Origin of the sequence: Humibacter sp., assembly GCF_051954055.1 — a bacterium.
Lineage (GTDB): Bacteria > Actinomycetota > Actinomycetes > Actinomycetales > Microbacteriaceae > Humibacter.
In genome coordinates, this window is sequence record NZ_JBQCIE010000101.1 from 51,421 (window position 1) to 72,592 (window position 21,172).

A 21,172-nucleotide genomic window follows, 5' to 3' on the forward strand; every position below is an offset into this window, starting at 1 on the left:
ATGACTTCTGAGCAGATCGCAGGCATCGTGGCCGAGCGACGCGAGGCCTTCTCGGCCGGGATCACCAAACCCCTTGCCTGGCGCAGGGAGCAGCTGACGGGCATCCGTCGCATGCTCACCGAGCACGGGGCGGAGTTCGAAGCGGCGCTTGCCGCCGACCTGCACCGCAGCCCCACCGAGACCCAGCTGGCCGACATCAACGTCATCCTCGCGGAGGTGTCGCATGCGCTGAAGAATCTCAAATCGTGGACGACGCCGAAGCGAGTCTCGCTGCCGCTGGCTCTGCAGCCCGGGCGCGGGTGGGTGATCCGTGAACCGCTCGGAGTCGTCCTCGTCATCGCACCGTGGAACTACCCGATCCAGCTGCTGCTCGGTCCCGTCGTCGCCGCGCTCGCCGCGGGCAACGCCGTCGTGATGAAGCCCAGCGAACTCGCGCCCGCCACCTCGGCGGTGTTCGCCCGCCTCGTTCCGGACTACCTGGATGCCCGCGCCGTGTCGGTCGTTGAGGGCGCCGTCCCCGAGACCACCGCCCTGCTCGAGCAACGCTTTGACCACATCTTCTACACCGGTGGCGCCCGGGTGGGCCGCATCGTCGCGGCAGCCGCGGCCAAGCACCTCACGCCGGTCACACTCGAGCTCGGCGGCAAGTCGCCGGTGTACGTGGACGACAGCGTCGACCTGGAGGCGGCGGCCAAGCGGATCGCGTGGGGCAAGTTCCTCAACGCGGGTCAGACCTGCGTTGCTCCGGACTACCTGATGGCGACGCGGGAGGTGATCGACCGGGTCGTGCCGCTCATCGACGCTGCGGTGCACGAGCTGTACGGGAGCGACCCGCAGGCATCCGGCGACTACGCCCGCATCGTGAGCCCCGCAAGGTTCGAGGCACTCACCGCACTCCTGGGCGACGGCACCGTCGCGTCCGGAGGCCAGACGGATGCCGCAGACAAGTACATCGCGCCCACCGTGCTCACGGACGTCGCCGACGACTCCCGCATCATGGGCGAGGAGATCTTCGGACCGATCCTCCCGGTCATCGAGGTGACGGGCGCCGACGACGCGATCCGGCGCATCGCTGCGGGGGACAAGCCGCTTTCGCTGTACGTGTTCACGAACGACGATCGGGTGCGCAAGGCGTTCCTGCGCGGCACGTCGTCCGGCGCCGTCGGGTTCAACGCCGCGCTCATCCAACAGACCGTGATCGGGCTGCCGTTCGGCGGCGTGGGGGAGAGCGGCATGGGCCGCTACCGCGGGGAGGCCGGCTTCACGACGCTCAGCAACGAGAAGGCCGTTCTCAGCAAGCCGCTGAAACCGGAGTCGATGACCATGATCTTCCCGCCGTACACCAAGCGGGTCGACTCGTTCGCGCGCGGCCTGCTGCGCCGCCTCTCCTAGGCTGCGGACGCCGCGCCATCCTGCTCGTGAACCCGGCCGGCCGCGGCCGAACGTCCCGAATCCGGCCGCCCGGACACCGCTGCGTCCGGCGCCCAGGATGCCTTACGGCACGCCGCGTAAAGTCGAAATCGCGGGCGCGAAGATGCGTCGCGCGGAAAGGCCGATGAGTCGTGACAGCGACGCAAGAGATCCCCGTTCAGCAGCCCGATTCCGACATGTCGCCGCCCGAGGGCTGGGAGGCGCAGGAGGGCGACTACCGCATCGAGACCGATTCGCTCGGGCAGCGACGCATTCCTGCCGACGCATATTGGGGCATCCACACGTCGAGAGCCCTGGAGAACTTTCCGATCGCGCACAGACCCATCTCGGTGTACTCAACGTTCGTCGACGCGCTGGCCATGGTGAAGCTCGCGGCCGCGAGGGCGAACGCGGAGATCGGGGCGATCGAGCCGCACAAGGCCGAGCTCATCGAGGCAGCCTGCCTCGAGTTGCTCGACGGCAAGCTGCACGACCAGTTCGTGGTGGGCATCATCCAGGGCGGTGCGGGCACGTCCACCAACATGAACGCCAACGAGGTGATCGCCAACCGTGCGCTCGAGCTCGGCGGATGGAAGAAGGGCGACTACGCGCACATCCACCCGATCGACGACGTCAACCGCAGCCAGAGCACGAACGACACGTATCCGACGGCGCTGAAGATCGCCCTTTCGCTGCTGCTGCGTTCCCTGCTGGACGAGCTCTGGGCGCTGCGCGAGTCGTTCTCGCGCAAGGGCGTCGAGTTCAAGCATGTGCTCAAGGTGGGCAGAACACAGCTTCAGGATGCCGTGCCGATGACCCTCGGACAGGAGTTCCACGGGTTCGCGACCACCCTCGGCGAGGACTATCAGCGGCTCAAGGAGACCATCTGGCTGCTCTCCGAGGTCAACATCGGCGCGACGGCGATCGGCACGGGCATCACAGCGGACCCGCGCTATTCGGCCTCGGCGGTGCAGCACCTCGCCCGCATCTCGGGCCTCGACCTCGAGGCAGCGCCCGATCTCATCGAGTCCACCAGCGATGCCGGCGCCTTCATGTCGTTCAGCGGTGCGCTGAAGCGCAGCGCCGTCAAGCTCTCCAAGATCTGCAACGACCTCCGGCTGCTCTCCAGCGGCCCGCAGGCAGGCCTGGGCGAAATCAACCTGCCTCCGCGCGCCGCGGGCTCCAGCATCATGCCCGGCAAGGTGAACCCGGTGATCCCGGAGGTGGTCAACCAGGTCGCGTTCAGCATCATCGGAGCGGATGCCACGGTCACCGCGGCCGCCGAGGGCGGCCAGCTGCAGCTGAACGCCTTCGAGCCGGTCATCGCCAACTTCCTGCTGCAATCCATCACGTGGCTTCGCCAGGCGTGCCTCACCCTGCGCGTGAACTGCGTGGACGGCATCACCGCCAACGAAGAGCGGCTGGAGACGATGGTCGGGTCGAACATCGGCGTGATCACGGCGCTCACCCCGCACATCGGCTATGCCGCGGCGGCGGCGCTGGCGAAGACGGCCCTGCTGACCAACCGGAACGTCGCCGATCTCGTAGTGGAGGCCGGCCTCATGCCGCGCGAGCGCGTCACGAAGCTGCTCTCGCCGGCCAGGCTGAGCGGACTGGAGACCGTCACGACGTCGATCCCGGTCGTCTCCGACCATCACGGCAGTCCAGACGAAGGGCTCTGACCACAACCCGCTGCGGCTGGCCCCTATGGTGGACGAGTGTCCATCGACGAGGAGCGCGCCGACACTTCGCGGTCGTCAGGCGATCCCGACTCACGTCGTGCCGCGATCGCGGCCGACGCCGCGATCGGCGAGCTCGATTGGTCGGTGCCGCCGGAGGGCACGGTGGTGGGTCGATTCGACGCGCCGAGCGGCTCGTTGGCCACGTGGTCGATGGGCGACCCGGGCGATCCGCGTGTCGTGCTCGTCCCCGGCGTGACCGGGTCGAAGGAGGACTTCGTCCTGCTCGGCCCGATCCTGGTGGCCGCCGGCTACAGCGTTCTCAGCTACGACCTCGCCGGTCAGTACGAGTCGGCGGATGCCGGCCCCCCACCGGGCACGGCGTACACGTACGACCTCTTCGTCGACGACCTTCTCGCCGTGCTCGCCGCAAACGGCCCGTCGCACCTGCTCGGGTACTCGTTCGCCGGCACGGTGGCCCAGCTGGTCGCGGCGCGACGACCCGACCTCGTGCGCAGCCTCACCCTGCTCACCACCCCGCCGCTGCCGGGCGAGACGTTCCGCGGCGTGCGCATGATCGGCTGGCTGAGCCGGTTCACCACGGCCCACCAGGGCGCGGGCCTGATGATCTGGGGGATCGTCACCAACAAGAACAAGGTGGGCCCGAAGCGGCTCGAGTTCGTCCGGTCCCGGTTCGCGCTGACCAGCCGTGAGTCGATCGACGACATCATCGGGCTCATGCGCCGCACGCCAGACGTGGCGCTACAGCTGCGGGCAACGGGCATCCCGATGCTCGTTGCCACCGGGGAGCACGACCTGTGGCCGGTCGAGCTGCACGCCGGTTTCGCGGAGCGACTCGGGGCGAGGCTGGCCGTGTACCGCACCGGGCACAGCCCCTGCGAGACCGCACCGCACCAGCTCGCCCGCGACATGCTGGAGCTGTTCGCGCACGCGGGATGACCCGCCTCGCCCTCAGACCGCGCTGGTCGCGTCGCCCTGGCCGGCCTCGTCGTCCGCGCTGTGCTGCATCCGGTACCTCTCGCGCTCCTCACGGATGCGCCATGGCGACTTCTCCGGCCAGTTCAGCCGGAAGGTCAGGTAGGCCCAGCCCAGTCGCCTACCGAAGGCGCGCCACGACGAGAACGGCCTGGACGAGATGCCGACGCGCAGGGTGTCGTCGACCCGCACCACGACATCCGGTGGCAGGTGCAGGCTGAGGTCGAGATCGTCGTGCACGCGGCGCAGGTCACTGTGCACGTGGTCGCGTACCCGCAGCCACACCTCGCGCCGCATGGCGAAGTTCGAGCCGAAGATCGGGCCGTTGTCGAGCCAGAGTCCGCCGAACCAGAAGTAGCCGCCGATGTAGAGGTTCTCGCCGAGCCACGTGACGAGCGGGTTGCCGTCGTAGAACTCGCCGGGCCCGGTGAGCACGCCGACCTCCGGCGAGACGGTGAGCTCGGCCTCGATGTGCGCCAACCAGTCCGCCGGCGGGCGGGAGTCGGCATCCAGCCGGGCGATGATGTCACCGGATGCCGCGTCATAGCCCGCGGCGGCCGCGGGGAAGATGCCCCGCACCGGCTGGTGCACCACGACGGCGCCGAGCGATCGCGCGACCTCGGCCGTCTCGTCGGTGCTGGCGTTGTCGACGACGACGATCTCGTCCGCCGGCCGAAGCTGCTCGCGCACCCTGTGCAGACACTCCCGGAGCATCGCCGCGTCGTTGTACGAGGGGATCACCACGGAGATCGTCGACACGTCGCGCAGCACTCCCATCCGCGTGACGACCCGTGAACTGGGCGCCCGCCGACCACCGATCCTACGCGTAAGATTCCGATGCGTTCACCGGCGCCCGCGTGCCTCAGCGGGCCTGACACGACGAGGAGTCGCATGTTCGCTCTGGCTCGCCGCCGCGCCCCGAGAACGGCCGGGCCTTCGGCATGAGCGGGTATCCGTCGGCCCCGCTGCCTCCCGCGCCCGCGAAGCCGCGCACCCGTACGAGCACTGTCGTGTGGACGATCATCGGTCTGGTGCTGCTCACGCAGCTGCTCGTCGTCGTGTTCGCCTACCTCGTGCTCGCGTTCGGCGCGGGCCTCGTCGCGGTGAGCGCCCTACTCGCGCTGGTGCCGCTCGCGATCGTGGTGCTCACGGCCACCTGGATCGACGCGTGGGAACCGGAGCCGTGGGCGGCGAAGGTGTTCGCCTTCCTCTGGGGTGCGGCCGCAGCCATCACGATCGCCCTGCTCTTCGACGTCGGGCAGCGCTTCCTCACCGCCATCCCGGAGAGCTCGATCCTGTCCGCCACCGTTCGCGCGCCCATCGTGGAGGAGTCAGCGAAGGGCGCGGTGCTGCTCATCCTCGTCTTCGCCGCCCGGCGCACGTTCGATGGGCCCATCGACGGCATCGTGTACGCGGCGTTCACCGCGGGCGGGTTCGCGTTCGTGGAGAACATCCAATACTTCGGCACGGCGCTGCACAGCGGCGGACCGGGCGAGGCCGCCACCGTGTTCGTTCTGCGTGCGCTGTTCTCGCCGTTCGCACACGTGCTCTTCACCTCGTGCACCGGGCTAGCGGTGGGACTGGCGGCGCGTAGGAGAGGCGTCGGACGCATCGTGGGCGCGTTCGTGGCGGGGCTGGCGGTCGCGATCGTGCTGCACTCGGTGTGGAACGTGGCAGGCTATCTCGGCTTCTGGGGCGTCTACCTGTTCTTCGAGTTCCCGATCTTCGTCGCCGCCGTCGTCACCGTGGTGCTGCTGCGGGTGCGCGAGCAGCATCTGACCAGAGACCGACTGGATGAGTACGGCATGGCCGGATGGTTCGCGCCGGACGAGGTGGTGCTCTACGGCACGAGGGCCGGCCGCCGTCGCGTGCGCGCCTGGGCGCGTGCGCGGGGCGGCGAGGCGCCAGCGATCGTGCGATCCATGGTGCGGGACACCACCCGGCTCGCGATGGACCGGCAGCGTCTCGTGACCGGAGCGGCGGATGTGGACACCCCGGCAGAGGAGGCAGCCCTGCTCGCCGAGATCAGCGCTTCGCGGAGCCGGCTGTACGGCCTCGGCTGAGGCGGCGACAGCGCCTCAGCGGTACGGACGTGTCGCCTGACAAAACTCACCGCTCGGTGGTGCGGCACTGCCTGCAGCCGAATCCGAGCGGCGAGTTGGTCTGCACCCAGCGTGCATCGGCTCGCGCCGTATTGCAAGCATTTGAAGGCACTTCATCGGCCGAGGGCCGGCTTCGCACCCTCGCGGCCACGCTTTGACGCCGACGGCAGCGTGCCGTTGGATGGAGGGATGAGCGAAACGCAGAAGTCCAAACCCGAGATCGACGCGCCCCAGGGTCCGGCGCCTGAGGAGCTAGAGATCGTCGATCTGGTCGAGGGCGACGGCGCGGAGGCGATGCCCGGCGCGAACGTCGACGTGCACTACCTCGGCGTCGACTACGACTCGGGTGAGGAGTTCGACTCCTCGTGGAGCAGAGGGCAGTCCATCCAGTTCCCGCTCCGGGGTCTCATCCAGGGCTGGCAGGACGGCATCCCCGGCATGAAGGTCGGCGGTCGCCGCCAGCTCACCATTCCTCCGCAGCTGGCGTACGGACCGGCCGGAAGCGGACATCCGCTCGGCGGCAAGACGCTGATCTTCGTGATCGACTTGCTCGACGTGAAGTAGGAACAGCTTTCACCACGCGATGCGCCCGGAGCCTTACGGTTCCGGGCGCATCGCGTCGTAGCGACGGAACGTGGGCTGCAGGCGCAGCAGCAGGATGACCGCGACGATGATCACGAGGCCGCCGAACGCGGGCGGGAACCAGAGCGCGACGAGCGCCGCCGCCGCTCCCGCATAGAGGTCCCCGAGACGCGGGCCCCCGGTGACCACCACGGTGAAGACGCCCTGGATGCGTCCTCGCATCGTGCCGGGGATCGCCGTCTGCAGGATGGTCTGACGGAAGATCGCCGAAACGTTGTCCGCACCGCCAGCACCCGCGAACAGAACGCACGCGATCGCGATGGCAGGAACGTTCGGATGCGCGGCATCCGCGGCCCCGAACCATCCCGTGGACATCATGGACAGTTCTGCGCCGAGCGCCAGCACGAACGCACCGTAGACCACGATGGAGCGTCCCACCGCCAGGCCCTGAAGCCGAACGTGGCCGAGCGGGCCGGAGAACACGCTCGAGACGAGCGCGCCGATCGCGAACGCCGCGGTGAGGGCACCGACCGTGACAGCGCCGCCGCCGAGCAACAGAGCGCCGGCCGCTGGCAGGATGACGCGCGGCTGGCCGAACGTCATGGCGATGAGGTCGACGATGAACGACATCCGCACGTTCGGTGCCGTCTTCAGGAACCGCATGCCCTCGACGAGGGATGCCCATCCCGGCCTCGCTGCTTCGCCCTCCGGGACGATCGCGGGCAGGGTCACGATGCCGAGGAACGCGAACACGAAGAGCACGACGTCGACCGAGTACGTCCAGCCGAAGCCGACGGCGGCGACCAGCACGCCGGCCAGTGCCGGTCCTACGGTGACCATGACACCGGTGGAGATTCCGCCGAGTGCGGAGGCCGCTGGCAGCAGATCGCGGGGGAGCAGCCTGGGGTAGATCGCCATCCTGGTGCTGCTGATCACCGTTGCCGCCACCGAGTTCAGCGTGGCGAGCAGATACAGCAGCCACACGTTGTCCACGTGGAACCAGGCGAGCAGCGCGATGCACAGCGTCGAGCCCCACGCGACGATGGCCGACAGCAGCGCGAGGAGGCGGCGGTCGACGACGTCGGCGAGCATTCCACCGTAGATGCCGAAGAACACCATGGGCAGCAGAGCGAAGAGCGCGACTCCCGAGACGGCGAGTGTCGAACGGGTGAGGTCGTAAACCTGAAGGCCGATCGCGACGATCGTCATCTGCCCGCCGATACCGGAGATCGCGCCTCCCAGCCATAGCCGGGCGAAGGCAGGACTCTCGCGCAGCGGGCGCAGATCCACGAACAGCGACCTGCTTTGTGCAGCGGATGCCGCGGGCGGCGGGGGTGTCGCGTCGGAGTTCGGTTCCTCGTCATGCGGCACGGCATCCGACGCTAACACCCGGTGCACGGGCGTCTCGTTTCCCGTTCCGCAGTCGAAAATTGCGGGTCGTAGGCGCGGGCACCCGCAATCCGCGACAGCGGAATCGATCCGGCGGGGCCCGAGGGCCTGCACGCCGGACCGCGACCCCTACGCCCTAATGTGGACGGGTGACCCGTGCGCGTGACGAACTCGACCGGCTGCTGGTGAGCGTTCCGGACTTTCCCGAGCCGGGCATCCTCTTCCGCGATCTCGCCCCGGTGTTCGCCGATGGTGCCGCTTTCCGTGCCATCGTCGACGATCTGGCGCAGCACTTCGACGGCGAGTTCGACGCAGTCGCCGGCGTCGAGGCGCGCGGCTTCGTGCTTGCTGCGGCCGTCGCGTATGCAGCAGGTGTCGGTGTGCTCGTCGTACGCAAGGCGGGCAAGCTGCCTGGGGAGGTGCTCGCCGAGACGTACGACCTCGAGTACGGCAGTGCCGGCCTCGAGCTGGAACCCGACCGGCTACCGAGTGGATCCCGGGTGCTCGTCCTCGACGATGTGCTCGCAACGGGCGGCACCCTCGGTGCGACCGCCCGGCTCATCGGCAGAGCCGGCTACTCGATCGCGGGCTTCGGGGTGGTGCTCGAACTCGACGACCTCGGTGGCCGGGATCGCCTCTCCGGCTCGCCGGTCTACAGCATCGCCAGGCTCTGAGCGGCGCGTTCGCCAGCGTCGCGAATCGACATGGGCCCCGGTGCCGCGCGTCCTAATCTGAACTCGTGAGTGCGACGGAGACGGCGCTCAGGAGCGCCGCGGAAGAACAGCGACCCGTCGTCGCCACCGTGCCCGGTCGCGTTCGGGGCGTGCACGACGACGACGTCTACGTGTTCAGGGGCATCCCGTATGCCGCTCCGCCTGTCGGAGCGTTGCGCTTCCGCGGTCCTCGGCCGCCCGAACCCTGGGACGGGATCCGCGACGCCACGAGCTTCGGTCGGATCGCGCCGCAGCCCATCCAGGTGTTCCCGGGAGCGCAGCCGCGTCAGATGAGCGAGGACTGCCTCACGGTCAACGTCTACACGCCGGAGCTCGGCGCGGCAGACCTGCCGGTCATGGTGTGGATCCACGGCGGCGCCTACTACGTGGGCTCTTCGGCCGACCCGTTGTACGACGGTTCCCGGCTGGCGCGTCGCGGTGTGGTGGTGGTCACCTTCAACTACCGCATCGGACCGCTCGGCTACCTCGACCTGTCGTCGTTCTCGACGGCAGACGACGTGTTCGAGAGCAACGTCGGCCAGCGCGACCAGCTGGCGGCGCTCGCGTGGGTGCGGGAGAACATCCGTGAGTTCGGTGGATCGCCCGATCGCGTCACGCTGTTCGGCGAGTCCTCCGGAGCAGGAGCCGTCACCACGATGCTGGCCACTCCGAGCGCTGAGGGTCTGCTGCACGGAGCCATTGCTCAGAGCTCGCCGGTCGGCAGCGTGTATTCGCCCGAGACTGCGCGCATCGCGGCCGAGCGCTTCCTGGGCAGGCTCGACATCACCCAGGATGCCGTCCATCGCCTCCGCCTGCTTCCTGCGGGCTCGCTCATCGAAGCGTGCTCACGGCTCATCGTCGACACGAGCGCGCTCGAACCCGGCACGATCCCGGTGGCGCCCGTCGTCGACGGCGACCTCGTGCCGGAGTACCCGCTGACGGCGATGGCGCGCGGGGGTGCGCTCCACGTGCCGCTCGTGATCGGATCGAACCGCAACGAGGCGATGCTGTTCCGGCTGCTGCGATCGCCCATCGTCCCGAACAGTTCGAAGGCGGTTCAGCTCATGGTGGAGAGGCTCGGCACGCCAGAGGCGCTCGCGCTGCCGTCCGAGTATCGCGGCTATCCGCGGCTGCACCCGGCGCTCAGCCTGGCGACGGACGCCGCGTTCCGCATGCCGACGGTGTGGGCGGCGTCCGCGCACAGCAAGTACGCGCCCACCTGGGCGTACGAGTTCGATTTCGCGCCGCCGCTCATGAAAGCGGCCAGGTTGGGCGCGATGCACGGAGCGGAGCTGCCGCACGTGTTCGGCGCTCCCGTGCCGCGAGTGCTGTCGCTCGGCGCTCGGGCGTCGGGCCGTCGGCTGACGGATCGGATGCAGTCCCGCTGGGTCTCCTTCGCTGAGGTCGGCGACCCGAACCCGATCCGGATGTCCCCGGTCTGGCCGCGCTACGACACGCAGTCCCGCCTCACCTACGTCTTCGACACCAAGGACCGCGTCGTCTCGGACCCCCAAGGCGACCTCCGCCGGGCCTGGGGCGATGGCATCATCGCCTTCCGGTAGCGGAGTGCGATGGCATCATCGCCTTCCGGTAGCGGAGTGCGATGCAATCACCGCCTTCCGTTGATCTCGGGCGCCTCGCGCAGCGTCCGTCGCAGCAGGCGCCACAGCTCAGGATGCCCGAGCACGCGGAAGTGCCCGTCGACAGGCACGCGCACGTTGGCGCGGGCATCCGGAAGCACGCTGCCGGCCGGGATCTGCGGATCGAACCGTGGGAACGCCGACACGATGTCGCGGTTCGCCGCCCTGTTCGCTGAGAGTTCGAGCAGGGTGGAGTCGGCGGGGGAGAAGTCGCGCAATGAGCGCACCGGTGCGCGGGTGGCGAAGGCCGATCCGGAGAACGGCGTTGCGATGGCGACCATGGCGCCCACGCGTGACCGCGTCCGCTCCCAGGTCATCAGCTGCTTGCCGACGAGGCCGCCCTTGCTGTGTGCGATGACGAGCACGTCGTTCAGGTCGTGCCGCTCGAGGTAGGAGGCCGCGAGCTCCGCCGTGTCGAGCACGCGTTCCACGTTCCGTCCCAGCGCGGTCAGCACGTGCGGCCGCCGACCGCATGCCACGCAGAGCGCCGCGAACGGATCGAGGAACCGAGGCGACTCGTGCACGCCGGGCAGGAGCAGTACCGGAGGTCCGTCGAGCGGATGCGCGTGGTCACGCACGATCCACCTCCTCGCCCGCGCGCCGCGAGCGTGCCATCCGGGCAGGAACGCCGCATCCGCCAGGCCGACCGCGGCCGCCTTCGTCACGGCTTGTGGCGTCAGCGGGTCCTGCGTCGACATGCCTTCCACCTTCGCACCCACGGCAGAATCGGTTGGTCGGCGTCGCGGCTCGCGGAACTGGGGCGAGCCCGTCTCGGAGCCCGCGGGTAGTGTCGAACGGGTACTTGAAACGACCCGACGGGACGTTGTGCCGGCCCGGTGGAGAAGGAGACGACCTGTGACCCCGACGAGGAAGACGAGCCCGCGAACCCGGCCGACCGAGGCGGAGTCCGAGCGGTCGGCCGAGGTCGCATCCGGGGCACCGACGGTTCCCGTCGAGCCGGAGGCGACCGCGTCGGAGCAACCGACGGAAGCGGCCACCGAACCGCTCAGCGCCGCGGAAACGCTCAGCGCGACCGAACCGCTCAGCGCGACCGAATCGCCCAGCGTAACCGAACCGCTCAGCGCGACCGAACCGCTCAGCGCGACCGAATCGAAGCCGGACGATGCCGAGCCCCACGTCGTCGCGCACGAGGTACCCACGGATGAGGCGCCGCAGCCCGTCGCCGCGGAGGCTCACGCGGGACGCCCACAGGCCGCTGCCGCTCCGGCACAGCCGTACGTGCCGACCCCGCTGACCGCCACTCAGCTGCAGAACGATCCCCTGCTGGGCACCCACGACGAGATCATCGTCGACCTCGGCCTCAAGCTGAGGTGGGCAGCCGCAGGCTGGGCGCTGCTGGGCGTCGTCGCCTCGTGGCTCATCGCAGCGCAGGTCGGAATCGCCACGAAGAGCGGAATGCCCTTCGCCTGGGCGCTCGCGGCGACCATCCTGATCCTCGCCGGCGCCGTCTGGTACTTCGCGGATGTCTCCACCCGCTTCACCTCGGTCGCCTCCTATCGCAAGGCCAAGACCCCGCAGGCGATCGCACGTCTCGACCGTGGCGCCGTCGTCGGCCTCTACTCGGCGATCGGCGCGTGGATCGGCGTCGCGCTTGGAGCGCTCGTCGTAGTGAGCGGAACCGTCACGGCCGTGCTGACTCTGGCGTTCGGGGCAGCCGGCTGGGCTTGGTTCTTCGGCGCGGTCCCCGCCGTGCTGCTCTACCTGTACGGCTTCGCGCTTCTGCACTACCGACTGCTCGAGAAGACGCGCGACGCCGTCGCCTGACCCGTTCGAAAGCACGGCGTGCCGAAGACCGCGCGAGCACAGCACGCGCGGCACGGGGCCCCCATCGCCGGTTCCGGCGCGCCACGTCGTGGCGTGACGGCCGAGCGAAAGGGAGCGTCGCGGTGACGCTCCACTGGAGCGTCACTCTTAGCTCCAGCGTGCTGCTAAACTTTTCCGGTTGCCGTCAGAACGGCCGCGGAGAAAGAGCGCCCAGGCATCCGGCCTGTGGCACCGCGCAACGAGAGGAAGGGGATCGAATCTATGGCACTCGATGCAGATGTCAAGAAGGCGATCATCGAAGAGTACGCAACCCACCCCGGTGACACCGGATCCCCGGAGGTTCAGGTCGCGATCCTGACCAAGCGGATCAAGGACCTCACCGAGCACCTCAAGGAGCACAAGCACGACCACCACTCACGTCGTGGTCTGCTGCTGCTCGTGGGTCAGCGTCGTCGTCTGCTGGGTTACCTGCAGGAGATCGACATCAACCGGTATCGCTCGCTCATCGAGCGTCTCGGACTGCGCCGCTAGGCGAAGAACCGAGAACCGCGTCGATCGACAGCTCTTCGTTCGACAACGCGAACTTCTTGCGAACGGCCCGCCACCCCATCGGTGGCGGGCCGTTTCGTCGTCGAGCCTGCGGTGATCGGATGCCGGTCAGGCAGCGTCTGCGGCCGCCAGTTCCGCCGCGAGCTCCCGCGTTCCCCGGTTCCACGGTGTTCCATGCCCCGGCAGCACCCAGGTGGCGTCGATGGATGCCAGCTTCGCGTGCGACTGACGCGCGACATCCGGGTCGTCCGTGAACGGCGCGGGCTGCGGCCCCCGCTTGCCGGTGAGCACGTGCCGGGTCGTGAGCGCATCGCCGACGAAGACCGCGTCGAGCGAGGGCACGACGATCGCGATGCTTCCGGCGGAATGACCGGGAAGGGCAACGATCCGAGGGCTGCCAGGGAGGTCGAGCACCTCACCGTCGTGCACCGGCGTCACCTCCGTGAGGTAGGTCGTGCGCAGTCCACCCTTGCGCATCGTGTACCAGAGGAACCGCAGCGTGGCGCCGAAGCGCGTCTTGCCCCACGACGGATGCGTCGACTCCTCGCCTCGAGCGCGAGCCGCATCCGCCTCACCGATGTACACCGGGATGCCGTGGTCGCGCCTCAACCGCTCCGCGTAGCCGATGTGGTCCGAGTCGCCGTGGGTGAGGATGACGCCGCGGATGTCCGCCACCTCGCGCCCCATCTCCGCGAGTTCGTGAAGCAGGTCGGAGTACTGGCCGGAGATCCCGGCGTCGATGAGGGTAAGGCCGCCTTCGCCCTCGATGAGATAGGCGGCGACGAGATCATTGCCGACACGGTGCAGGCCGGGGGCGAGTTCCATGGCGATTCCTTCCGGGCGATGAGGGTAGTGTTGCGATGGCTACGATAATTAGCCATGATGGCTAATGTCAATAGCCAAGCGCCATCCGAGCCGCGAATCTTTTCACGGCGCTTCGAAGGGGGAGACGGATGCCTGCACCCACCCGCACAACGAACGAGGAGATCCTGGCCGTAGCCGTGCGTCTCGTGGAGGAGGGCGGTCCTGACGCGCTGACCATGAAGGCGGTGGCCGCGAGGGTCGGCGTGCAACCGCCGTCGTTGTACAAGCGGGTGCAGGGCAGGGAGCATCTGCTCGGGATGGTCGCGGAGCGTGCGGCCTCGGATGTCGCGGCTGTGCTCGACGAGGCCCAGGCCGCGGGAGAGGACCCGCTGGACGGCGTCATCGCCATGGCGAGGTCGCTTCGAGAATTCGCGCACGGGCATCCACGCCTGTTCGGCCTGCTCTTCGCTGCGCTGCCCGACGCGGCACGCCCTTCCAGAGACGTACTGGCGCGAGCGAGCGCCGCTGTGCTCACGGCCGGCGGCCGCCTCGCCGGTCCGGAACGTGCGCTCGACGCCGCACGCACGATCACCGCCTGGGCGTACGGCTTCCTCACGATGGAGTTGGCCGGTGCCTTCCAGCTGGGCGGCGAGCCGGGCGAGGCCTTCGAGTTCGGCGCGCACGCGATCGCACACTCGCTCGAGCAGCCGATGGATGAGCCGGGAAAGGCGCGCTGATTGGCCCACGGCCCGTCCGTCGTCGTAGTCTGGGAGAGACGCTCGGCAACGGTGCTGAGCGGACCGGCCACGCCACAAGCATCGGCCGGTCACGATCGATGAAGGCTGCGTACAACGATGCTCACCATCCGACCTGGTACGGACACGTCCACCCGTCAGGGCCAACTGGCCCGGCTGATCGCCCCGGACGGCGAACGGCTGCACGACCCCGATCTCGACCCGTGGGTCGCCGACGTCTTCGAGGAGCAGCTCCTCGGTCTGTATGAGGACATGGTGGTCGCGCGCCGCATCGACACCGAGGCGACTGCGCTGCAGCGCCAGGGTCAGCTCGTGCTCTGGCCTCCGCTGATCGGCCAGGAGGCCGCCCAGATCGGCTCGGCGCGTGCGCTGCGCCGCGGCGACTTCGTGTTCTCCAGCTACCGGGAGAACGCCGTCGCCTATGTGCGCGGCGTATCGATGACCGACATGCTGCGGGTCTGGCGCGGCTCGCAGTTCTCCGGCTGGAACCCATACGACGTGGGCATGGCGACTCCGACCGTGATCATTGGTGCGCAGACCCTGCACGCCGTCGGCTACGCCATGGGCGTGCAGCACGACGGCGCCGACGACATCGCCATCGCGTACTTCGGCGACGGTGCCACCAGCGAGGGCGACACGAATGAGGCGATGGTGTTCGCGGCGGCGTACGGCTCGCCGGTGGTGTTCTTCTGCCAGAACAACCAGTACGCCATCTCCGAGCCCGTCGGACTGCAGGCGCAGAAGCCGATCGCCGACCGCTCACCGGGGTTCGGCATCCCGAGCATCCGTGTCGACGGCAACGACGTGCTGGCCGTGCTGGCCGCCACCCGCATTGCGGCCGAGCATGCCCGCTCGGGCGAGGGCCCGATGTTCATCGAGGCGGTCACCTACCGGCTCGGACCGCACACCACCTCAGACGACCCCACGCGGTACCGCGAGTCGGCCGAGCTCGACACCTGGCGGGAGCTCGACCCGATCGAGCGCGCCCGTCTGCTGCTCGTCGACTCTGGCGCCCTCACCGAGGAGCGCGCCGCGGCGGTGAAGGCCAAGTCCGACGCGATCGCCAAGGAGTTGCGCGACGGATGCCTGTCGCTGCGTCCCAGGGACCCGCTCTCGATCTTCGACGACGTCTACGTGCAGGCGCCGTCGGCTCTGCAGCGCGAGCGCGACGCATACGCCGCCTATCTCGCGTCGTTCCAGAACGCGGATGACCAAGCGGGGGAGGCGTCACGATGACGGAGCTCACTCTGGCCAAGGCGATCACCACGGGTCTCGCCGATGCACTCGAGTCGGATGACAAGGTGCTGCTGCTCGGTGAGGACATCGGCAAGCTGGGCGGCGTGTTCCGCGTCACGGACGGTCTGCAGGAACGCTTCGGTGCCGACCGGGTGATCGACACGCCGCTGGCCGAAGCAGGCATCATCGGTACCGCCGTCGGCATGGCGATGCGCGGATACCGCCCGGTGTGCGAGCTGCAGTTCGACGGCTTCGTGTTCCCCGGCTTCGATCAGGTCGTCGCCCAGGTGGCGAAGATGCGGTACCGCACCATGGGTGCGGTGAGCATGCCGATCACCATCCGGGTCCCGTTCGGCGGCGGCATCGGCTCCGTTGAGCACCACTCCGAGTCCCCGGAGGCGTACTTCGCGCACACGCCAGGACTGCGCGTGGTGGCGTGCTCGAATCCGCAGGACGCCTACACGATGATCAGGCAGGCGATCGAGTGCGACGACCCCGTCGTGTTCTTCGAGCCGAAGCGCCGCTACTGGACGAAGGGCGACGTGTTGCCGGATGTCGCCGATGCACCCTCGCTCGACCGTGCGCGGGTCGTGGCCTCCGGAACCGACGTCACCCTCGTGACGTACGGGCCGCTCGTGCAGACCGCGAAGGATGCCGCGCTCGCCGCCGAAGACGAGGGTGTCGCTGTCGAGGTGATCGACCTGCGTTCCCTCGCTCCGCTCGACGAAGAGGCCATCGTCGACTCGGTGCGCAAGACCGGCAGACTCGTGATCGCGCACGAGGCGCAGCGATTCGGCGGCCTCGGCGCGGAGCTCGCGGCGATGGTCACCGAGCGTTGCTTCGACACACTGCTCGCGCCGCCGCTGCGGGTGACGGGGCACGACATCCCGTACCCGCCCTCCGAGCTAGAGGAGCACTACCTGCCCGACCTCGACCGCATGCTCGACGCGGTCGACCGTGTGATGGGAGTGCGGGTATGACCGTCAAGGAATTCGCTCTGCCCGACCTCGGCGAGGGACTGACCGAGTCGGAGGTCGTTGCATGGAAGGTCTCCGTCGGTGACACGGTCGAGCTGAACCAGATCATCGCCGAGGTCGAGACCGCGAAGGCGCTGGTCGAGGTGCCCTCGCCGTTCGCCGGCACCGTCAAGGAACTGCACGCCGAGCCCGGTGAGACGCTCGAGGTGGGCGCGCCCCTGATGTCCTTCGACGTCGAGGGCGAAGTGTTGGAAGGCGAGGATGCCTCGGCGCAGGAATCCGACGAGGCACGCGTCGCCGAACCGGTCGGCGTGGGCGCCGCGCAGGCCGGCGGGCGGCCGATCGTGACGAACGCGGGCGGGCGGCCGCGTGTCTCCGGAACCGTCGGACGCGAGCAGTCCGAGACGGTGGATGCCGGTGCATCCGCCGCCGCGGAGCCTGCCTCCGCCACCACTGCAGAGCCGGTCGAGGAGGAGCGCCACGCGGTACTCGTCGGGCGTGGTCCGCGTGCGCAGTCCGCGCGCCGGCCGCAGCGCAGGGCGCGCTCCGGGCGGCTCGCCGAGCCTATCGCCTGGGAGCGCCCCGACGGCGTCGCCCACCGCGAGGGGGTCGTGCCGCCCACACACGCGTCCGCATCGGTGGCCGAGCCTGGGCCTCCAGACGCCGGTTCTGGCGCGTCGCGAGGCGACGTGACGGCCGTGCGGCTAGGGACCGAAACCCCGACCGCATCGGTCGGCGAGACCCGGGCTGTCGCGACGGGCGTGAGGCGTCGCACCGCGGAGGCGATGGTGCGCAGCGCTGCCGTGCCGCAGGTGACGGAGTTCCTCACGGTCGACGTGACGCGAAGCATCCGTCTCATCGACCGGCTGGCCGCGTCGTCTCAGTTCCGCGGCAAGCGCGTCACGGTTCTCACGCTGGCGGCCAAGGCGCTCTGCCTCGCCCTGCAGGCGACTCCGGAGGCGAACACGCGATGGGACGACTCCACCGGCGAGATCGTGACACCCGCGGGCGTGAACCTCGGGATTGCAGTGGCGACCGAACGCGGTCTCGTCGTGCCGAACATCCGCGACGCCGCCGCACTGCGCATGCCGGAGCTCGCTGACGCGCTCTCGGCCCTCGTGGAACGCGCCAGGGCCGGTCGATCGACCCCGGCCGAGTTCACGGGCGGCACGGTGACGATCACGAACGTCGGAGTCTTCGGGGTGGATGCCGGCACGCCGCTGCTGAACCCGGGGGAGACCGCGATCCTCGCGCTCGGCGCCGTGAACCGGCGCCCATGGGAGCACAAGGGACGTGTGCGTCTGCGGCACGTCATGACGCTCAGCCTGACGTTCGACCACAGGGTCATCGACGGCGAGCAGGGTTCGAGGTTGCTCCGCGATCTCGGGCGCATCCTCTCCGATCCGGCCAGCACCATCGCCCTGGCGTAGGGCCTTCAGAACCACCGTTCCTGAGCGAGTAGAGCACGTCGAAGCGCACAACTCGCACCAAGCCGCACTTGCTCAGGAGCGTTGGAACGGTGGGAGCGCGGCGGCGATACGTCGATCGTCGCCGCGCTCTCCAGGTGCTCGTTCAGAAGCTCGCGTCCGCTCTCATCGCAGATCGGCGAAGAAGTCGCGCAGATCCGCCGCGAGGTCTGCCGGCGACTCCATGGCGGGGAAGTGCAGCCCGCGCTCGTGTTCGCGCCAGAACGCACCCGCCGGCGCGGGAACGAGCTTGCGCACGGTGGCGTCGCTGCCGAACACGGAGAACCCCTGAGGCACGGCCGGCGGCGCACCCCAGTCGGAAGAGTGCGCCTGGTCGTAGAGCGTGTGTGCTGCGGAGGCGCCGGCCTTGGTGAACCAGTACAGGCTGACCGTGGTGAGAAGCTGATCGCGGTCGACCGGCAGGTCGGTCCACGCATCGACCTTCTCCGCGATCCACGCCAGCTGGAATACAGGCGAATCGGTCAGGCCGTATCCGACGGTCTGCGGGCGGCTGTTCTGGATGGCCAGGTATCCGGATCCGTCGGTGCGGAACCGATTCATGCGCTCCAGGATCATCTGATCGACGGTATCGCCGGCATCCAGTGACTCGGCCATCCCCGGCATGAAGGTCGCCACGCTGGCCGCCGTGAGCGGATCGGTCACGACGTGCAGCCCGATGATGTGGTCGCTGTCAGTGCCCGCCATCGAACCGGCGATCCCGGCACCCACGTCGCCGCCGTGCACACCGTACCGGTCGTATCCGAGGCGGCGCATGAGTTCGGCGAACGCAACGGCCGAACGGCCCATGGTCCAGCCCGTGCCACTCAACGGCGTGGAGTACCCGTAGCCGGGCAGCGAGGGGATCACGAGGTGGAAGGCTCGGCCGTCCTCCGGAGCGACGAGCGGAGCGATCATCCCGTTGAACTCCGCGATCGAGCTCGGGAAGCCGTGCAGCAGAAGAAGCGGCACGGCGTCCTCCCGCTCGGACCGCACGTGCAGGAAGCCGATTCGCTGCCCATCGATCACGGTCGTGAAGAGATGCTCTCCGAGCTCGGTCTCTCGTGCGCGCCAGTCGAAGCCGTCGCGCCAGTACTCGGCGAGGCCCGCCAACTCCCGTTCGGCGATGCCTCTGCTCCCGTCCGACACCGGGGATGCGTTCGGCCATCGGATCGCCGCCAGACGGTGGTGCAGGTCGTCCAGCTCCGCCTCCGAAACCCGGATGTCCGCTGCTTCGATGCTCTCGTTCATCTCGCCACTTCCTTCTCGATCTCGCTGTCGCCGCCCCTTCGGCGCCTTCTCGAGTCGAGAGTATGAGGCAATGCGGAAGGGTTCGTTCCTCATGAGGAGCACAATCGAAGAGTGCTGCAAACCTCGGCTCGCCTGCTCCGGCTCCTCTCCCTGCTCCAGGTGCGGCCCGACTGGACGGGCCCCGAGCTGGCCCGGCGGCTCGGGGTCACGACGCGCACCGTACGCGCGGATGTCGACCGGCTGCGTGACCTCGGCTACCCGGTGGACTCGCGGCCCGGCGTCACCGGCGGGTATCGCCTCGGCGAGAGCGCGACGATGCCCCCGATGCTGCTGGAGGACGACGAGGCGGTCGCCCTCGCCGTCGGGCTGCGGGCCGCGACCTCCGCCGGACTGAACGGGATGGACGAGGCGGCGGTTCGTGCGCTCGTGAAGCTGCAACGGCTCCTTCCGCACCGGCTGCGTGCCAGGGTCGAGGCGATCGGCTCTGCGGCGATCGCGCCGGTTCGGTCAAACGCTGCTGGCCACGAAGCATCCCCCGATGCGCTGGCCGTCATCGCGAGCGCGTGCCGGGATCACGAGTGGCTCCGGTTCGATTACCCGGCGCGCACAGCGGGATCGGACGAGGCGCCCAGGAGGGCTGATGCCGACCACCCCGCACGTAGCGATCGGCTCGTCGAGCCGTATCGACTGCTGCTCCTCGGGCAGCGCTGGTATCTCTTCGCCTGGGACCTCCGCCGCGAGGACTGGCGCACGTTCCGGGTCGATCGCATGCAGCTGCGTTCGCGCACCGCACGTCGTTTCGCACCCCGGGAACTGCCGACGGACGACGAGATCACCGCCGGATTGCGGCGAGGAATCGGAGAGTCCACGTGGAAGTACCGGGCACGCGTCGTGGTGCACGCGTCTGAGGCCTACGTGAGGTCGAGGATGCCCATTCCCGTCGATATCACCGCTCTGGGAGACGAGCGGTGCAGCTTTCGTCCCGGCTCAGACGACGCGGAGTCGCTCGCCCTGTACCTCGGGATGCTCCGCGTGGACTTCGCGGTGGTCGACGCTCCTGAACTGTCCGCCGCGCTTCGCCGACTCGCCGAGCGCTACACGCGCGCCGCCGGCGGAGCCTGAAGGAGCGGCCTCGTGCGGCTTGCGTGTGGATCGCCTATAGCGTGGCTGGCATGAAAAGCACGCGCAAGCCGCTCTGGCGCTGGGACCCTGCGCCCTACGTGCTCCTTCTCATCCTGCTGATCGTCACCTCGTCGATCCCTCCCCGTAGCGCGCCCGTGCTCTACTGGGTGCTCGTCGTGATCACCGCGGTCGTCGCGCTCATCCTTCTCGTTCTGCTCGTGGTGCAACTGAATCGCGGCAGGCGCAACCCGGATGCCGCGGGCATCCTCTCGAGCCTGGACGGACTCGAACTCGTGCCCCTGGACCCCAGCTCAGCGCCCGCCACTCCCGTCATGGAGACGCGACGGCACCAGGGTGCGCTCGAAAGCGTGCTCGCCAGGACCGGCTCTAACCCGGACGCGGTGCTGGTGCCGGATGCCACCCGCTGGCTCGGAGTGCGCATCCGTATCGCCGTGCACCTCATCGCGGACGACCGCGTGTACCACGTGGGATTCCTGCCCGAGCGTGCCACCACGCGATACAACGCCGGCCTTCGTGCCTTGGCGGCGCAGCGCCGGTATGTGCGCGCTCCGGCAGAGCTCATCGCGTCGAAGGTCACCAGATCGACCCCGAGCGGAACCTCGCCCGTCCTCGACCTGCAACTGGATCTCGGTTCTCTCCCCGACATCGCTGACGAGACGTCGATCTGAAGCACAGCGAGTCGACAGCGGCCGTCCAGC

At 69.0% G+C, this 21,172-nt stretch carries 20 protein-coding genes; 15 read left to right on the forward strand and 5 right to left on the reverse strand.

The window, feature by feature from the left end:
- From ACTHNC_RS12635 to ACTHNC_RS12645, 3 genes are all read left to right on the forward strand, one after another.
- A complete protein-coding gene (locus tag ACTHNC_RS12635; RefSeq protein ID WP_440294959.1) occupies nt 1-1,392 on the forward strand; it encodes an aldehyde dehydrogenase family protein in 1,392 nt (463 codons plus the stop codon).
- Nucleotides 1,393-1,607: 215 nt separating this feature from the next.
- On the forward strand, nt 1,608-3,092 hold the full coding sequence (locus tag ACTHNC_RS12640; protein WP_440294997.1) for an aspartate ammonia-lyase: 1,485 nt from the start codon (nt 1,608-1,610) through the stop codon (nt 3,090-3,092).
- Nucleotides 3,093-3,128: 36 nt separating this feature from the next.
- Entirely contained in the window at nt 3,129-4,049 is a 921-nt protein-coding gene (locus ACTHNC_RS12645; RefSeq protein WP_440294960.1) for an alpha/beta fold hydrolase, read from the forward strand.
- Between the two features lie 12 nt (nt 4,050-4,061).
- Here the strand turns inward: ACTHNC_RS12645 and ACTHNC_RS12650 are convergent, their stop codons facing one another.
- A complete protein-coding gene (locus ACTHNC_RS12650; protein ID WP_440294961.1) occupies nt 4,062-4,844 on the reverse strand; it encodes a glycosyltransferase family 2 protein in 783 nt (260 codons plus the stop codon).
- Between the two features lie 251 nt (nt 4,845-5,095).
- Here ACTHNC_RS12650 and ACTHNC_RS12655 point away from each other — a divergent pair, with 251 nt between their 5' ends.
- Both ACTHNC_RS12655 and ACTHNC_RS12660 read left to right on the forward strand, forming a co-directional pair.
- Complete coding sequence (locus ACTHNC_RS12655) at nt 5,096-6,148, forward strand: PrsW family intramembrane metalloprotease (protein WP_440294962.1); 1,053 nt, start codon at nt 5,096-5,098, stop codon at nt 6,146-6,148.
- 228 nt (nt 6,149-6,376) lie between these two features.
- Entirely contained in the window at nt 6,377-6,751 is a 375-nt protein-coding gene (locus ACTHNC_RS12660; RefSeq protein ID WP_440294963.1) for an FKBP-type peptidyl-prolyl cis-trans isomerase, read from the forward strand.
- 33 nt (nt 6,752-6,784) lie between these two features.
- Here ACTHNC_RS12660 and ACTHNC_RS12665 read toward each other — a convergent pair whose 3' ends face one another.
- Nucleotides 6,785-8,140 (reverse strand): MFS transporter, encoded by a 1,356-nt coding sequence (locus tag ACTHNC_RS12665; RefSeq protein WP_440294964.1) that lies wholly within the window; start codon nt 8,138-8,140, stop codon nt 6,785-6,787.
- Between the two features lie 167 nt (nt 8,141-8,307).
- Here ACTHNC_RS12665 and ACTHNC_RS12670 point away from each other — a divergent pair, with 167 nt between their 5' ends.
- Nucleotides 8,308-8,832, forward strand: coding sequence for an adenine phosphoribosyltransferase (locus tag ACTHNC_RS12670; RefSeq protein ID WP_440294965.1), 525 nt, complete (start codon nt 8,308-8,310; stop codon nt 8,830-8,832).
- Between the two features lie 65 nt (nt 8,833-8,897).
- Nucleotides 8,898-10,433 (forward strand): carboxylesterase/lipase family protein, encoded by a 1,536-nt coding sequence (locus ACTHNC_RS12675; RefSeq protein WP_440294966.1) that lies wholly within the window; start codon nt 8,898-8,900, stop codon nt 10,431-10,433.
- Nucleotides 10,434-10,480: 47 nt separating this feature from the next.
- Here ACTHNC_RS12675 and ACTHNC_RS12680 read toward each other — a convergent pair whose 3' ends face one another.
- Complete coding sequence (locus ACTHNC_RS12680) at nt 10,481-11,209, reverse strand: esterase/lipase family protein (RefSeq protein WP_440294967.1); 729 nt, start codon at nt 11,207-11,209, stop codon at nt 10,481-10,483.
- A 157-nt stretch (nt 11,210-11,366) separates the two neighbouring features.
- Here ACTHNC_RS12680 and ACTHNC_RS12685 point away from each other — a divergent pair, with 157 nt between their 5' ends.
- On the forward strand, nt 11,367-12,296 hold the full coding sequence (locus ACTHNC_RS12685; RefSeq protein ID WP_440294968.1) for a hypothetical protein: 930 nt from the start codon (nt 11,367-11,369) through the stop codon (nt 12,294-12,296).
- A gap of 261 nt (nt 12,297-12,557) precedes the next feature.
- Nucleotides 12,558-12,827, forward strand: coding sequence for a 30S ribosomal protein S15 (gene rpsO, locus ACTHNC_RS12690; RefSeq protein ID WP_146317451.1), 270 nt, complete (start codon nt 12,558-12,560; stop codon nt 12,825-12,827).
- Nucleotides 12,828-12,953: 126 nt separating this feature from the next.
- On the opposite strand, the gene ACTHNC_RS12695 is transcribed toward rpsO, so the two are convergent.
- On the reverse strand, nt 12,954-13,670 hold the full coding sequence (locus tag ACTHNC_RS12695; protein ID WP_440294969.1) for an MBL fold metallo-hydrolase: 717 nt from the start codon (nt 13,668-13,670) through the stop codon (nt 12,954-12,956).
- Between the two features lie 128 nt (nt 13,671-13,798).
- On the opposite strand from ACTHNC_RS12695, the gene ACTHNC_RS12700 reads away from it, so the two are divergent.
- The 4 genes from ACTHNC_RS12700 to ACTHNC_RS12715 all read left to right on the forward strand — a co-directional run bounded on the left by ACTHNC_RS12700 (nt 13,799) and on the right by ACTHNC_RS12715 (nt 18,047).
- Nucleotides 13,799-14,386, forward strand: a complete 588-nt coding sequence (locus ACTHNC_RS12700) for a TetR/AcrR family transcriptional regulator (protein WP_440294970.1) — start codon at nt 13,799-13,801, stop codon at nt 14,384-14,386.
- Between the two features lie 117 nt (nt 14,387-14,503).
- Nucleotides 14,504-15,640, forward strand: coding sequence for a pyruvate dehydrogenase (acetyl-transferring) E1 component subunit alpha (gene pdhA, locus ACTHNC_RS12705; RefSeq protein WP_440294971.1), 1,137 nt, complete (start codon nt 14,504-14,506; stop codon nt 15,638-15,640).
- Nucleotides 15,637-16,620 carry an alpha-ketoacid dehydrogenase subunit beta gene (locus ACTHNC_RS12710; protein ID WP_440294972.1) on the forward strand — a complete coding sequence of 328 codons (984 nt, stop codon included), beginning with the start codon at nt 15,637-15,639 and terminating at the stop codon, nt 16,618-16,620. The genes pdhA and ACTHNC_RS12710 overlap by 4 nt, the downstream gene beginning before the upstream one ends.
- A complete protein-coding gene (locus ACTHNC_RS12715; protein WP_440294973.1) occupies nt 16,617-18,047 on the forward strand; it encodes a dihydrolipoamide acetyltransferase family protein in 1,431 nt (476 codons plus the stop codon). The genes ACTHNC_RS12710 and ACTHNC_RS12715 overlap by 4 nt, the downstream gene beginning before the upstream one ends.
- Nucleotides 18,048-18,209: 162 nt before the next feature.
- Here the strand turns inward: ACTHNC_RS12715 and ACTHNC_RS12720 are convergent, their stop codons facing one another.
- Complete coding sequence (locus tag ACTHNC_RS12720; protein ID WP_440294974.1) at nt 18,210-19,331, reverse strand: epoxide hydrolase family protein; 1,122 nt, start codon at nt 19,329-19,331, stop codon at nt 18,210-18,212.
- A 111-nt stretch (nt 19,332-19,442) separates the two neighbouring features.
- Between ACTHNC_RS12720 and ACTHNC_RS12725 the strand changes: the two genes are divergently transcribed.
- Together ACTHNC_RS12725 and ACTHNC_RS12730 are read left to right on the forward strand one after the other, a co-directional pair.
- Nucleotides 19,443-20,453 (forward strand): helix-turn-helix transcriptional regulator, encoded by a 1,011-nt coding sequence (locus ACTHNC_RS12725; RefSeq protein ID WP_440294975.1) that lies wholly within the window; start codon nt 19,443-19,445, stop codon nt 20,451-20,453.
- A gap of 50 nt (nt 20,454-20,503) precedes the next feature.
- The gene (locus tag ACTHNC_RS12730; RefSeq protein ID WP_440294976.1) at nt 20,504-21,142 is read left to right on the forward strand and encodes a hypothetical protein; all 639 of its coding nucleotides are present in this window, start codon (nt 20,504-20,506) and stop codon (nt 21,140-21,142) included.
- The last annotated feature ends 30 nt before the right edge of the window (nt 21,143-21,172 follow it).

Bases quoted from the DNA above. Each gene is read 5' to 3' on its own strand.
- ACTHNC_RS12695 (WP_440294969.1), bottom strand. From the start codon at position 13,670: ATGGAACTCGCCCCCGGCCTGCACCGTGTCGGCAATGATCTCGTCGCC.
- rpsO (WP_146317451.1), top strand. From the start codon at position 12,558: ATGGCACTCGATGCAGATGTCAAGAAGGCGATCATCGAAGAGTACGCA.
- pdhA (WP_440294971.1), top strand. From the start codon at position 14,504: ATGCTCACCATCCGACCTGGTACGGACACGTCCACCCGTCAGGGCCAA.
- ACTHNC_RS12730 (WP_440294976.1), top strand. From the start codon at position 20,504: ATGAAAAGCACGCGCAAGCCGCTCTGGCGCTGGGACCCTGCGCCCTAC.
- ACTHNC_RS12640 (WP_440294997.1), top strand. From the start codon at position 1,608: ATGTCGCCGCCCGAGGGCTGGGAGGCGCAGGAGGGCGACTACCGCATC.
- ACTHNC_RS12635 (WP_440294959.1), top strand. From the start codon at position 1: ATGACTTCTGAGCAGATCGCAGGCATCGTGGCCGAGCGACGCGAGGCC.
- ACTHNC_RS12720 (WP_440294974.1), bottom strand. From the start codon at position 19,331: ATGAACGAGAGCATCGAAGCAGCGGACATCCGGGTTTCGGAGGCGGAG.
- ACTHNC_RS12715 (WP_440294973.1), top strand. From the start codon at position 16,617: ATGACCGTCAAGGAATTCGCTCTGCCCGACCTCGGCGAGGGACTGACC.
- ACTHNC_RS12660 (WP_440294963.1), top strand. From the start codon at position 6,377: ATGAGCGAAACGCAGAAGTCCAAACCCGAGATCGACGCGCCCCAGGGT.
- ACTHNC_RS12700 (WP_440294970.1), top strand. From the start codon at position 13,799: ATGCCTGCACCCACCCGCACAACGAACGAGGAGATCCTGGCCGTAGCC.
- ACTHNC_RS12680 (WP_440294967.1), bottom strand. From the start codon at position 11,209: ATGTCGACGCAGGACCCGCTGACGCCACAAGCCGTGACGAAGGCGGCC.
- ACTHNC_RS12710 (WP_440294972.1), top strand. From the start codon at position 15,637: ATGACGGAGCTCACTCTGGCCAAGGCGATCACCACGGGTCTCGCCGAT.